This window comes from Vreelandella sp. 21, assembly GCF_050995515.1.
GTDB classification, from domain to species: domain Bacteria; phylum Pseudomonadota; class Gammaproteobacteria; order Pseudomonadales; family Halomonadaceae; genus Vreelandella; species Vreelandella alkaliphila.
Window position 1 is genome coordinate 1377043 of sequence record NZ_CP194673.1, and the last position, 13483, is coordinate 1390525.

Here is a 13483-nt window from a genome sequence, read left to right on the forward strand (position 1 = left end):
AAAGGCATAGCGCCTTCGCCACAAGGTGCTGCTCTTTAAAAAAACCTGCGAAATCCTCGCAGGTTTTTTTCGTTTAGCGCGTCGATAGTTTTTTCAAATGATAATGATTGTTGTTTTTGATGCTATCAGAGCCGAACGTGCTGTTATTTTGCACAAATTGATAACGATTTTGCTCTAGGGCTTCACATCAAATTTATACAGGACTAAAATGGTACCCATTAACGGGTAAGCCAACTGTAACGGCGAATGGGAGTCAACATGCTCAAGCTTTCTCGGCTGACAGACTATGCCGCTGTCGTGATGGCACAAATTGCTCGCCATCCACAGGTGTCGCATGCGGCGGCTGATTTAGCAGATGCAGTGCAGTTACCACATCCCACTGTTAGTAAGACGCTAAAGATGCTGGTGAAAGCTGGCCTTCTGGAGTCACAACGCGGTGTCCAGGGTGGTTATCGTCTGGCGCGACCAGCATCACACATTACTGCTGCCGATATTATTGCCGCTATTGAAGGGCCCGTGGCAATGACCGAGTGTAGCCAAGCTGAGGGTGAGTGCGACCTGGCTGCTACCTGCGGTGTCGCTGATAACTGGCAGCGAGTCTCACTGGCGATTCGCACGTTACTGGAAAGCGTTACGCTGGCGCACCTGGCCGATACGACGCCAATCAAGCTACCCGTACAGTTACCGATTCAAAGCATTAGCCTGGCATCTGCTTAGGCAGTGCAACATAGACTAACCCTATTGACGGCGAGCTAGGCTCGCCACCCAACTGCCCGGAGGGTATCACCATGGCAAGCGAAGAAATGGAACAGTTGGTTCGTCGCGAATACAAAGATGGTTTTATAACCGATATTGAAAGCGACACCCTGCCACCTGGCCTTGATGAAAACACCATTGCCTTTATCTCTAATAAGAAAGGCGAGCCGGAATGGATGCTGGAGTGGCGCCTAGATGCATACCGTCAGTGGTTGAAAATGAAAGAGCCGTCCTGGGCGCATCTTGATTATCCACCCATTGATTATCAATCGATCTCTTATTTCAGTGCGCCAAAGCGCCCTGAAGATCGCCCTCAGAGCCTGGATGAAGTCGATCCTAAGCTTCTCGAAACATATGAGAAGCTTGGTATTCCTTTGCATGAGCGTGCGGCGCTTGCCGGTGTGGCCGTCGACGCCGTATTCGATTCTGTTTCCGTGGCAACCACGTTTAAAAAACAGCTAGGCGAAGCGGGCGTTATTTTCTGCTCGATTTCTGAAGCAATTCGCGATTACCCAGACCTCATCAAACAGTATCTCGGTACGGTCGTTCCGGTGGCTGATAACTATTTTGCCGCACTAAACTCGGCTGTATTTACCGATGGGTCGTTTGTGTTTGTTCCTGAAGGCGTGACTTGCCCTATGGAACTGTCGACCTACTTCCGGATTAACGCGGCCAACACTGGCCAGTTCGAGCGCACTCTGATTATCTGCGAGAGCCGGGCTCAGGTGTCTTACTTGGAAGGTTGTACGGCGCCAATGCGTGATGAAAACCAGCTTCATGCGGCTGTGGTAGAGCTCGTTGCGCTGGATGATGCCTACATTAAGTATTCCACCGTTCAGAACTGGTATCCCGGTGATGAGAACGGCAAGGGCGGGATTTACAACTTCGTTACCAAGCGTGGCGATTGCCGCGGTGAGCGTTCGCGCATCAGTTGGACACAGGTAGAAACCGGTTCGGCGATCACCTGGAAATATCCTTCTTGTGTTTTGCGTGGCAAAGACAGTATCGGCGAGTTCTACTCTGTGGCGGTGACTAACGGCCGTCAGCAAGCGGATACTGGCACCAAAATGATTCACATTGGCGAAGGCACCCGTTCCTATATTGTTGCCAAAGGCATTTCGGCAGGTAAGAGCGATCAATCTTACCGTGGCCTGGTCAAAATTGGCCCTCGTGCCAAAGGGGCACGTAATTTCACTCAGTGTGATTCGTTGTTAATTGGCGACAAGTGCGGTGCCCATACCTTCCCTTATCAAGAAATTGGCAACAGTACCGCCACGATTGAGCACGAAGCCACCACGTCTAAGATCGGCGAAGATCAGCTGTTCTACTGCCAAAGCCGTGGGATTTCTGAAGAAGATGCGGTCAGCATGATTGTGAACGGCTTCTGTAAAGACGTTTTCCAAGAGCTGCCGATGGAATTCGCGGTAGAGGCAGAAGCGCTGCTAAATGTGACGCTTGAAGGTGCAGTGGGTTAACCACTTCGGCCCCGACTTATTTTACGGGAGACGCGCAAGCGTCCCGCAAGAATTTAAAAGGTTATGACTATGTTGCAAGTTAAAGATTTACACGTCACCGTCGACGGCAAAGAAATTTTGAAAGGTTTAACGCTCACCATCAATGCAGGTGAAGTGCATGCCATTATGGGCCCGAACGGCGCGGGTAAATCCACATTGTCGGCAGTTATTGCCGGTAAAGATGGCTACGAAGTGACCCAGGGTAGCGTTACCTTTGAGGGGCAGGATGTGCTGGAAATGGAAATTGAAGAGCGCGCTCAAGCGGGCTTGTTACTAGGTTTCCAATACCCAGTGGAAATTCCAGGGGTAAAAAATATCTATCTGCTCAAATCTGCGCTTAATGCACAGCGTGTCGCACGTGGTGAAGCAGAAATGCCCGCTCCTGAGTTTATGAAGCTCGTCAAAGAGAAGCTGGGCTTTATGAAGATGGATGCCAGTTTCCTGCAGCGTGCCGTCAATGAAGGTTTCTCTGGCGGTGAGAAAAAGCGCAACGAAATTCTTCAGATGCTGGTGCTTCAGCCAAAGCTTGCCATGCTTGATGAAATTGACTCTGGTCTCGATATCGACGCGATGAAAGTCGTTGCTGATGGCGTTAACAGCCTGCGGGCTGAAGAGCGAGCCATTCTGCTGGTCACTCACTACCAGCGTCTGCTTGACTATATCGTACCGGATAAAGTGCACGTCTTAGTCGACGGTCGTATTGTGAAGAGCGGCGACGCTGAGCTTGCTAAAGAGCTGGAAGCCAACGGCTATGAAGGCATTGAGGAGTCTGTGGCATGAGCGATACGCAAACGTTTTTGGACACGCTGAAAGCGCGTAGCCAACAGCGCGGAGTTGAGCCAACCTGGATCGCGGCTCGCCGCCAAGCGGGAGCTGCCCGCTTTGAAGCCATGGGGTTTCCTACTCGCCGCGATGAAGAGTGGAAATATACTGACGTACGCACGATTGCCCAGGGCAACTTTGCGCTGGCTGAGACTGCAGACTTTTCCCAGGCACAAGCAGCCGCGCTTACGCTGCCGCTGGATGCGTACCGACTGACCTTCGTGGATGGTGTTTTCTCAGCCGCATTGTCGGACTTAGAAGCACTGCCGAGTAGCGTTCAGGTAATGCCGCTCTCTAAGGCTCTGGCTGATAACCATGAAGCCGTGGGTGGGCCGCTGGGTCGCTTAACGGGAGTAGATTTCTCCCCGTTCGCAGCGTTGAACACCGCATTTATGGAAGAGGGTGCTGTGGTGCGCATTGCGCCGGGTACCGTGGTGGAAAAACCCATCCTACTGCAGTTTCTGTCCCGTGCGGGCACGCCAGTAATGAGCCATCCGCGTATTTTGGTTGAAGCAGCAGGGCGCAGTGAAGCAACGTTAATTGAGCACTATATCGGTGAAGCCGATGCGGCCAACTTCACCAACGTGGTTGCAGAGCTGATGCTTGATCGCGGTGCGATTCTGAATCACTACAAATTGCAAGAAGCGCCCTTGGGTGACCTGCATGTCGCCAGTATTCATGTTGAACAGGGCCGAGACAGCCGCTACAGCTCCTACAATCTGAATTTGGGCGGTGCGCTGGTACGTAACGATCTTATTAGTGATTTAAACGGCCAAGGCGCAGAAACCAACTTCTATGGCCTGTTCTTTGGTCAGGGTCGCCAGCACGTGGATAACCACACCAAGGTTAATCACAATGCGCCGCTAACGTTCTCGAACGAGAACTACAAAGGCATTTTGGATGACCGTGCCCATGGCGTCTTTAACGGTAAAGTGTACGTTAAGCGCGATAGCCAGAAGATCGAAGGTTTCCAAAGTAACCAAAACTTATTGCTTTCCGATCGCGCGCATATCGACGCCAAGCCTGAGCTTGAGATTTATGCTGATGACGTGAAGTGTTCTCATGGCACCACCACGGGGCAGTTGGATGAAGACGCGATCTACGCGTTGCGTACCCGCGGTATCGACAAAGCGACAGCGCGAGGCTTGTTAACGCTTGCATTTGCTGGCGAGGTGCTTGAACAGGTTGCGCTAGATGTGATTGCTGAGCGGGTAGAGCTAGCGGTAGCGGGCAAGCTGCCGGAACGCTTCAATCTCGCTGGCTTGGTAGAAGCAGCGGCTGCGCTCAACGACTAACGCACTCAACGACTAGCCAAGGAGTCATCGATGCCCCATAGCGTGATTGAGAAACCCTCCGTGCTCGCCCCTGCAGCGTTTGATGTTGAAGCGTTGCGCAACGACTTCCCGATACTAAAACGGGAAGTGCACGGAAAGCCGTTGGTATATCTAGATAATGCCGCGACCAGCCAAACGCCCCAGCAGGTTATTGACGTATTCAGCGACTATTACTCGCGTTATAACGCCAATATCCACCGGGGGCTGCACACCTTGGCAGATGAGGCGACAGCAGCGTTTGAAGCCACACGGCATCGCGTTAAGGCGTTTCTCAATGCGGAAGATGCACGCCAGATTATCTTTACGCGGGGCACGACTGAAGCAATTAATCTAGTGGTTCAAAGTTGGGGGCGCTCCCAGCTTGCTGCGGGCGATGAAGTGCTAATTTCAATGTTGGAGCATCACTCCAATATTGTCCCTTGGCAGCTATTAGCGGCTGAAATCGGCTTTACCATTAAAGTCATTCCCGTTGAGGCTAATGGGGCGCTAGACATGGCGGCGTACCGCGCGCTGCTCAATGAGCGCACTACACTAGTGGCAGTTAATCATGTCTCTAATGCGTTGGGCACCATTAACCCAGTGAAAGAGATGGCAACGCTTGCCCACCAGCACGGTGCGCTTATTCTGGTCGATGGTGCTCAGGCAACACCGCACCAGCAGGTTGATGTTCAGGATATTGATGCTGATTTCTATGCGTTCTCTGGGCATAAAATTTATGGCCCTACTGGCGTTGGCGTGCTGTACGGTAAGCAGACCTTATTAGAAGCGATGCCGCCTTGGCAGGGTGGTGGCGAGATGATTAAAACGGTCTCTTTTGACGTCGGCACCACCTTTGCGGAACTTCCGCATAAATTCGAAGCTGGCACTCCCGCCATTGCGGAAGTGATCGCTTTGGGGCGCGCTATTGAGTGGTTGGAAGGCGTTGGCGTGGAGGCGATTGGTGCTTGGGAAGCCGTACTGCTGGAACATGCCACTGCAGAGGTGAGCCAAATAGAGGGCCTGCGCATTCTTGGCACCGCACCGCATAAAGCTGGCGTGCTTTCATTTGTGGTCGAAGGCGCCCATTCCCAGGATATTGGGCTGCTGATTGATCAGCTAGGCGTCGCTATTCGTACCGGGCATCACTGTGCGCAACCACTGCTACATCATTTTGGCGTAGATGCCACGTGTCGTGCATCATTTGCAGCGTATAATACGATTCAAGAGATAGATACGTTTGTTGCAGCGCTAAAGCGTGTGATTGGAATGGTACGTTAAAGGCCGTCATTTAAGGACCGTTATGGATATTGAGCAAGTGGCCAGCCTTGAACGTGGTCAAAAACTGCCGCTTCAGCGTGATGTTGACGCCATTGCTATTCCGTTTGGCAAAACGGAGACACTGGCCGAGGACAGCGTTGTCAGCGTGATGCAAGCGAAGGGCAGCTCGGTAAGTGTTGGCTTTGAAGGACGGCTTTATCTTATTGAAGGGCGTAATTTGGATGCGTTAGGGCTCGAGCCACTGCCGCGTCCAACACTGCCTGAAAGTGCCAGCGATGAAGAAATTGAACAGTTTGTCTGGGAGCAGCTGCGCACCTGCTTCGATCCCGAAATACCGGTTAATATTGTTGATCTAGGGTTGGTCTATGGTTGCCGTCTTGAGCGCTTGATCAGTGGCGAGCGGATGGTCACTATTCGTATGACGCTGACCGCACCAGGTTGTGGAATGGGCGATGTCATTGCGGCGGATGCGCGGAATAAAATCCTAGGCGCACCTCAGATTAACAAGGTACATACTGAAATTGTCTTCAGCCCGCCCTGGAGCCGTGACATGATGAGCGACGAAGCCAAGCTTGAGCTCGGCATGTTTTAACCCCTGATGGGGAGCTGGATGCACAGCCTGCTATTACGTTACATAAAACGTTTTTTGATGTCGCTAGGAGCACTTATGCTGCTGGCGACATTGCTGTTTATAGTTGGTAATTTTTGGGTGGTTGCCAGTACGGCACGCTATATTGATGACAGCTTTGCGGAGTGTCGCCCAGCCGATGTGGCGATCGTGTTTGGTACCTCTAATTGGACACGCAGCGGCTTTCGCAACCCTCACTTTCAAGCCCGTATGCGAACCTCTGCGCGTCTGATTGCCGATCAGCGGGTCAGCCATTTATTAATCTCTGGGGATAATCGTACTCAAGCCTATAACGAGCCGCGCGCCATGTGGCGTGATCTTTATCGTCGCGGTGTGCCAGCAGACCAGCTCACCATGGATTTTGCTGGGTTCAGTACCTATGACACGCTTGCGCGCGCTAGAGATGTCTTTCAGTTAGATAAGGCGTTGCTGGTTACTCAGAGCTGGCATCTTCCCCGTGCAGTTTTTATTGGTCGCGCATTAGGAATGGATGTAACTGGCTGTGTGGCGGAAGAGAAATCTGCTGCTGGGGAGTGGCGGTTGAAAATGCGCGAATGGGTGGCGCGGGTCGCTACTTTAGGTGATCTATATATTTGGGGAAGAGAGCCTCACTTTCTAGGCTCTCCAGAACCTATCGAATTAAACGCTAGTAGCAACGTCGGCGAAGTGTCTCGCCTCCCTATTGGCCTTGATATTTACCACTACACTGTGAGATCGGCGCAGACGTCACATGAGCAAGCGGCGGTGATCAATAGGGGTGATCAATAGGTTAGCGATGCGTTTTGCGCTTTTGTAAGTTATACAATTCGCGTATTAACTTACGGCAACCTTGCATACACTCTTCCACTACCGGCTCAATGGGATCGGGCAGGGGGTGAGTGAATAGCGTTGAAAGGGCTTGCATCAGTACGCGCTCTTGTTCCAACAGCTCATTGATTAATACCTGGCTATCGTTGCCCACAAAGCTTTTTAAACGGCTCCATAGCCATAAAAAGTCGTCACGCTCAACGTCAGCATCTCGAGGCAGCATTTTTAAGTGCGCACGGGCCAGTTCCTGAAGTTTACGCATCTGATTTAACCGCTCAGTATAGTGCGGTTTCAGTGCATCACGCAGCGTGGGTCTCAGGCGTTCAATATTATCCTGGAAATAATCAATGCTATCGGCCAGCGCTTCCAGCACGCTGTCCATCGCCACTTGGCGATTGTCGAGAAACATGAGCGTCTACCTCCTTCGGTGACGCAGATTGTGGGGGTGGCAGCGCTAATTTGCCACCCCTAATGCGGATTATTTTTGCATTAAGCCTTAGCCTTTAGGCTTGGGTGGCGCTTTACGCACTGGCATGGCATTTTTTTCGATGTGTTCGATGATCATGCTGGCGATATCTTTACCTGTTGCATTCTCAATACCTTGTAGTCCAGGTGATGAGTTGACCTCCATAATCACCGGTCCATGGTTAGAGCGCAGTAAGTCGACACCTGCAACGCGCAGTCCCATGGCTTTTGCCGCTCGAATGGCCGTTGAGCGCTCTTCGGGGGTAATGCGGATGACGCTGGCGGTGCCCCCACGATGCAGGTTTGAACGGAACTCGCCTTCGGCTGCCTGGCGCTTCATCGAAGCAACCACTTTATCGCCAATCACCAGACAGCGAATATCGGCGCCGCGCGCCTCTTTAATGTACTCCTGAACCATGATGTTGGTTTTCATGCCCATAAACGCTTGAATAACCGACTCAGCTGCTTGGTTTGTTTCAGCAAGTACAACGCCGATACCTTGCGTTCCTTCCAGCAGCTTGATGACCAGCGGAGCACCCTTGACCATGGTAATAAGGTCAGGAATGTCATCAGGAGAGTGGGCGAAACCCGTGATGGGCAAGCCCAGCCCCTTCCTTGAGAGAAGCTGTAGCGAGCGTAACTTATCCCGTGAACGAGTGATGGCAACAGAGTCGTTTATTACGTAGGTGCCCATCATTTCAAATTGACGCAGTACGGCGCAGCCATAAAAGGTAACCGATGCCCCTATACGAGGAATGACGGCATCAAAGGGCTCGATTTCGGCGCCTTTATAATGAATCGACGGATGGTGGGAGGCGATGCTCATATAGCAGCGCAGCGTGTCTACCACGCGAGCGGTGTGCCCACGCTGCTCGGCGGCCTCAATAAGGCGGCGAGTAGAATATAGATTGCGATTGCGCGAAAGCAGGGCAATATGCATGCAGGGCTCCGGGGCCAAAAAGTATGGCTAATAAGTTAGTTTAAGGCTCGCCGTGCAAAAATGCAGCCCCAGGGGCTATAAGCAAGCGTCGCATAGCGCGGCGCCCAAGCAGCATGGGATGGCGCATATTGCTACGGTCAGTCAGGGTTAGTTCAACCGGAAAATTTAGTTCACCCAATTGCATCGGGGTGCGAATAACATAACGCCACTCGCTGTGCCCATTAGAACTGGTAACGCGCCGCCTGTCGTGCAGGTGGAGCTGGTAGCGGTGGGCAGGCGTTTGCGGGCCGCCACTATGGGTAATAAAACTTACCCACAGCTGCCCATCCTCATCTTCATGAGTGTCAATCTCTTCGGCATGCAAAGCAGAGGTGCGCGCGCCAGTATCGGCTTTGCAGCAAAGGTGAAGCCCTAATTCAGGTAACGTCACCATTTCACGGCGGCCGATGACTGCTTTGGCCTGATAGGGTAATTCCTTCACGGCATACTCCTGGCAAATGAAGGTTTGTCATCAAGAAATGAGTCGATCTAGCGTCTCATAAATAAATAGCTAGCTTCTAGCTTGGTTAATCAACGCACTTAGCCTTAGCTGAATCGCGGAATCAGGCGGCGCGTCGCGTAGTGTCAGCATAACCAATAGGCGAAGTCTGGGAATCAGTGCAAGGTCACGTACGACTGCATTAAAGTTAGTGCGTTTGTCTTCTGCTAAACGCTGTAAAAGCAGTGGTAAACGTTCAGCGTCTTCTAACAATAACCACCCGCGGCCAGCAATGGCTGCGATAATATCTGGGCCGCAAGCAACAGGGTCATTTAACAGGCTTGAGTACCATTGGCCGACATCTGCTGATGGAGTGCAGCCCACGGCGCGCACGCAGGCGCACAGGGTTTCTACGTCACCATCAATGGCTGCTTGCTCTCCACGCGCCCGTAATGCACTTACCAGCGGCTCTGCAAGAGGCCTATGCTCCAGGCAATAGCACAGCGAGTGAGCGACACTAGTGGGCAACTGGGGAAGGCGCAGCGCTAGCGCTTCTGATGTGGGTAAGTCGAGGCGTACCACATAATCAGCGATGCCTTGTAATCCCAGTGCTTGCCAGTCAATAGTCTGCTGGCCACTAAGATAGGCCTCGACAGGCTCTAAGTGTTGGCTAGCGGCAAGCTCTAATGCATAAGTGGCCTGAGCATTAAGCATTGCTTGAAAAGTAATATCAGGCGAAAAAGCGAGCGGATTATCCTTCATTAGGTGATCCACGTCAGCAGTTTCTGCCTGGCCTAGCGGTTTATTTTCTAGCTGCGCCGCATTTCTCCCAAGGGTTTCGAGCAAGCGATTAATAAAACCGTCTCGTTGGGCGGGGGAGAGCTTGCCTTGTTCGTCTAGCGGCAGCGCCAAAAACCAGATGGCTGGTTCAGGCATGTCACCCATGCGAAATACTACGCCAAGGCGTGCCTGCTGTTGCCAGGGTTCCGGCCAGGCTATCTCGCCATTTTCGAATGCACGCAGTGTTTCTCGTGGGCAGTCCGTTACTCGTCGTCCCATATGATAGAGGGAAACGTCCGCGCCGCTACGTGTAAAAAACTCATCAAGTGTCTGGATTGGTTGCATGACATCCTTCCGCATTTCAAGCCTGCACTCTACCTTGCTGATGTGTCACTGTCAGCCGCAAACGCTGATTAATCCGTGCTTTATTATCAAAATGGTTAAAAATTGCACAACGTGGCGTAACCCGCATGAGAGTAACAGTAGCGACATCTTTCCATAGTTTATCCACAGCCTCTTGCAGGTTTTCTGTGAATCTGTGAATAAGACACAAACTCTGTCAGACGGTTGGCAACTTACCCACAGTGCTGGGATAATAGAGCTTTACTGATTCAAATGGAAAAGGTGCTTATGAGCGTCCATCAACAGCTTCAAACCGCGCTTCTTGAGCTTGAAGCCACTATGAAGGCCGCTAACTTATGGCGTATGACAACGCCTGATATTTCAGCATTTAATAGCCAGCAACCCTTCTGTATCGACACGATGTCGCTGCCTCAGTGGATTCGATTTGTCTTTATCGCTCGATTAAATGCACTGATTGATGCCCAGGCCACCATGCCTGCCAAGTGCGATGTAGCGCCGGCAGTGGCTGCTTACCTAATGCAGGAAAAAGTTCGTGCCAGTGACCAGCTACTGGTTGTTCGAGCCGTTGAAAAGATAGATCGGCTAGTTACCGAAAGCTAGGTCGCGCTAATACGAGGAGCTGAAGCCTAGTGTGATGAGGGTGTCAGCAAAGACAATGCCCAGCACCGCAAGCATCGGGACTGGGCATTTTTCATGCGATTATACGGCTAGCACAGCCGTAGCGGTGTTAGAACCGATAGCTTAAGCCTGCCATAACCACTAAGGGATCAATCTCTACCGTGCCTGCAGCGGCACCGTTAATGGTCGCGTCAGTATCGATGTCGATATACCACGCTGCTGCGTTAAGTGCCCAGTTCTCATCGATAAGTAAATCGATACCCACTTGAGCTGCGGCCCCCCAGGAGTCGTCCAGCTCCAGTTCGCCAATGGCTAGCTCTTCATCAGAGAAAAAGGTGTAGTTAATACCTGCGCCGACATAAGGCTGTACGCGCGCATCAGTGCCACCTAGTGGGTAGTACTGGAGCGTTAGAGTTGGCGGAAGGTGTTTGGTAGAGGCAAGGTTATCACCGTTCAGGGCAATATCGTGCTCAAACGGCAGAGCTGCCAGTAACTCGATGCCCATTTTGTCGTGGAAGCGGTAGCCCAGGGTAAATGCGAAATCGGTTTTGTCCTGAACATCAACCGTGAACGCGCCTCCGGCTAATGAACCGTTGTCGCTTTTTGGCTCCACTTTGGCAACACCCACGCGAGTAAAGAAATCGCCAGCGCCGTAAGCTAAAACTTGGCCGCTTGCCATCAATGTGGCTGCTGCAAGTCCAGTGGTGAGCAGTGTTGAAAGAGAGTTATGGCGCATAGCGTCGCTCCTGACCATTAATGTGAGTCTTTGCAGTGAGTGGTTAACGTGAACCGTTGTTCGACATGATCGCGAACCATGTAAAGAGTGTATCGGGTAGAGGAGGGCAGGTTATTGACCTGGGGCAAAGAGTGGAGCTCCGCCGCTAAATAATGGGCTTATAAAAGAGGCCATCAGAAGTGAAAGAGGCCTTCCCGTGGCATGGGAAGGCCTCAATGATCAACTAATTGTTTAATTAAGCTGAGTGTGTAATTGACGCTCGTCTAGCGATCAATATGCTGATATTCACCCGCATCGGCAGTTATGCTACTAACCACCAAGATGGCAATAAAGGCAGCGATGAAGCCTGGGATGATCTCGTACACGCCGGGGCCACCCATAAATTCTCCGTTCCAGCCTAATGCAATCCAAATCATGACGGTAGCCGCGCCCACTACCATGCCTGCAATGGCGCCAGCTCCGTTCGTGCGAGACCACATTAGCGACAGAATGATCAGCGGGCCAAATGCTGCGCCAAAGCCAGCCCAGGCGTTACTTACTAGCCCAAGAACTTGGGAGTCTGGATTTGACGCAATCACAGCGGCCACCAGACCAACCAGTACGACACAGATTCGACCCACCTTTACGCACTCTTTATCGGTTGCTTCCTTTCTGAGGAACAGGCGATAGAAGTCTTCGGTCAATGAAGACGACGATACTAACAATTGGCTGGAAATGGTGCTCATAATCGCAGCAAGCAGTGCCGCATAGAGGAAGCCGGTGACCAGCGGGTGGAATAGCAGGTTCGCCAGAATGATGAAGATCGTTTCTGGATCCTCGATATCCATGCCGTTGCGGACTGCATAAGCCCGGCCAAACAGACCTAGAGAGACCGCGCCAATCAGGGAAATAAGCATCCAGCTCATGCCGATATTACGGGCAGTAGGCACATCTTTCAGCGTCCGGATGGCCATAAAGCGCACAATGATATGTGGTTGACCGAAATATCCCAGTCCCCAGGTAACCGCAGAGAGCCAGCCAATAAAGGTCAGCCCTGACGTCCAGGATAGCAGGGTGGGGTCGACTTCATTTAGCGTCTGTGATGCTTGGGAGAACCCGCCACCGCCTTCGCCAAATAGCACCACTGCAGGCATGATTACTAGCGCCAGCATCATGATACAGCCTTGCACGAAGTCGGTCATACTCACGGCCAGAAAGCCGCCAACAACGGTATAGACAAGTACCACACCAAGTGTAATGAGGATGCCTACAGCATAGTCGCTCATGCCGCCGATGTTAAAAATACCGGCAAACGCGCTTTCAAACAGTTTGCCCCCAGCGACTAGGCCCGATGCCGTGTAAACCGCGAAAAAGATGACGATAACGATAGCAGACACCGTGCGCAGTGAAAGCGCACGTGTCGGAAAGCGGTTTGCCAAAAAGGCTGGAATGGTAATCGCATTACCGTAGTGAACCGTCTGTTCACGCAGTCGGGGGGCGACCAGAGTCCAATTGAAGAACGCACCCACCAGAAGGCCAATGCCGATCCAGGCGGATCCCAAGCCGGAAACAAACATTGCGCCGGGCAACCCAAGCAGCAGCCAGCCGCTCATGTCCGAAGCGCCAGCCGACAGAGCTGCTACTTGTGGACTGAGGCCACGTCCCCCCAGCATGTAATCTTCTGATGAAGATGTCGCTTTGCGCATGGCATAAATGCCGATGGCGATCATGAGCGCAAAGTAGGCAAAAAGACTAATCCAAACACCGATAGCCATGAAAGTTCTCCAATTTGTCAGGACGGAGCTAGCTCCGACAGGTTAGCGCGCTTGCCGTGCAGAACCGCTAGTAGCACGCATGTTTAACTCCGCTTCTTATTCGTGTAGCAAGGCGCTACCGCTTGGTCCTCGATATTCCTTGCTAGGGAAGCGCCTGCACTGGCCGCCTCCCGGCAACACGATGTTATTGTCGTCTAAGTTTAGTTGAGAAGCATGACGTCGACAAAGCCA

At 52.1% G+C, this 13483-nt stretch carries 14 protein-coding genes; 8 read left to right on the top strand and 6 right to left on the bottom strand.

Annotated elements, in window-relative coordinates; translation table 11 throughout:
* The first annotated feature begins 258 nt into the window (after window positions 1–258).
* The 7 genes from ACN06F_RS06390 (at window position 259) to ACN06F_RS06420 (ending at window position 7079) form a co-directional block, all read left to right on the top strand.
* Window positions 259–717, top strand: coding sequence for an SUF system Fe-S cluster assembly regulator (locus ACN06F_RS06390; protein ID WP_038483075.1), 459 nt, complete (start codon window positions 259–261; stop codon window positions 715–717).
* Between the two features lie 71 nt (window positions 718–788).
* On the top strand, window positions 789–2231 hold the full coding sequence (gene sufB, locus ACN06F_RS06395) for a Fe-S cluster assembly protein SufB (RefSeq protein WP_038483079.1): 1443 nt from the start codon (window positions 789–791) through the stop codon (window positions 2229–2231).
* 69 nt (window positions 2232–2300) lie between these two features.
* Window positions 2301–3050 carry a Fe-S cluster assembly ATPase SufC gene (sufC, locus tag ACN06F_RS06400; protein WP_095604620.1) on the top strand — a complete coding sequence of 250 codons (750 nt, stop codon included), beginning with the start codon at window positions 2301–2303 and terminating at the stop codon, window positions 3048–3050.
* Window positions 3047–4387 (top strand): Fe-S cluster assembly protein SufD, encoded by a 1341-nt coding sequence (gene sufD / locus ACN06F_RS06405; RefSeq protein WP_095604619.1) that lies wholly within the window; start codon window positions 3047–3049, stop codon window positions 4385–4387. The genes sufC and sufD overlap by 4 nt, the downstream gene beginning before the upstream one ends.
* 30 nt (window positions 4388–4417) lie before the next feature.
* Entirely contained in the window at window positions 4418–5683 is a 1266-nt protein-coding gene (locus tag ACN06F_RS06410) for a cysteine desulfurase (protein ID WP_433924857.1), read from the top strand.
* Between the two features lie 22 nt (window positions 5684–5705).
* Window positions 5706–6275, top strand: a complete 570-nt coding sequence (sufT, locus tag ACN06F_RS06415; RefSeq protein ID WP_038483092.1) for a putative Fe-S cluster assembly protein SufT — start codon at window positions 5706–5708, stop codon at window positions 6273–6275.
* Between the two features lie 18 nt (window positions 6276–6293).
* Window positions 6294–7079 carry a SanA/YdcF family protein gene (locus tag ACN06F_RS06420; protein WP_253487448.1) on the top strand — a complete coding sequence of 262 codons (786 nt, stop codon included), beginning with the start codon at window positions 6294–6296 and terminating at the stop codon, window positions 7077–7079.
* A 1-nt stretch (window position 7080) separates the two neighbouring features.
* Here ACN06F_RS06420 and ACN06F_RS06425 read toward each other — a convergent pair whose 3' ends face one another.
* The 4 genes from ACN06F_RS06425 to ACN06F_RS06440 all read right to left on the bottom strand — a co-directional run bounded on the left by ACN06F_RS06425 (window position 7081) and on the right by ACN06F_RS06440 (window position 10126).
* Window positions 7081–7527, bottom strand: coding sequence for a hypothetical protein (locus ACN06F_RS06425; protein WP_038483095.1), 447 nt, complete (start codon window positions 7525–7527; stop codon window positions 7081–7083).
* A gap of 87 nt (window positions 7528–7614) precedes the next feature.
* Window positions 7615–8523 (bottom strand): 30S ribosomal protein S6--L-glutamate ligase, encoded by a 909-nt coding sequence (gene rimK, locus ACN06F_RS06430; RefSeq protein ID WP_038483098.1) that lies wholly within the window; start codon window positions 8521–8523, stop codon window positions 7615–7617.
* 40 nt (window positions 8524–8563) lie between these two features.
* The gene (locus ACN06F_RS06435) at window positions 8564–9004 is read right to left on the bottom strand and encodes an ATP-dependent zinc protease family protein (RefSeq protein WP_009724956.1); all 441 of its coding nucleotides are present in this window, start codon (window positions 9002–9004) and stop codon (window positions 8564–8566) included.
* Between the two features lie 69 nt (window positions 9005–9073).
* Window positions 9074–10126, bottom strand: a complete 1053-nt coding sequence (locus tag ACN06F_RS06440) for a DUF3549 family protein (protein ID WP_433924858.1) — start codon at window positions 10124–10126, stop codon at window positions 9074–9076.
* A gap of 285 nt (window positions 10127–10411) precedes the next feature.
* Here ACN06F_RS06440 and ACN06F_RS06445 point away from each other — a divergent pair, with 285 nt between their 5' ends.
* The gene (locus tag ACN06F_RS06445) at window positions 10412–10744 is read left to right on the top strand and encodes a YqcC family protein (RefSeq protein WP_038483105.1); all 333 of its coding nucleotides are present in this window, start codon (window positions 10412–10414) and stop codon (window positions 10742–10744) included.
* 127 nt (window positions 10745–10871) lie between these two features.
* Here the strand turns inward: ACN06F_RS06445 and ACN06F_RS06450 are convergent, their stop codons facing one another.
* Both ACN06F_RS06450 and putP read right to left on the bottom strand, forming a co-directional pair.
* Window positions 10872–11498, bottom strand: coding sequence for an OmpW/AlkL family protein (locus ACN06F_RS06450; protein ID WP_038483108.1), 627 nt, complete (start codon window positions 11496–11498; stop codon window positions 10872–10874).
* A 263-nt stretch (window positions 11499–11761) separates the two neighbouring features.
* Window positions 11762–13252, bottom strand: coding sequence for a sodium/proline symporter PutP (gene putP, locus ACN06F_RS06455; protein WP_433924859.1), 1491 nt, complete (start codon window positions 13250–13252; stop codon window positions 11762–11764).
* Between the last annotated feature and the right edge of the window lie 231 nt (window positions 13253–13483).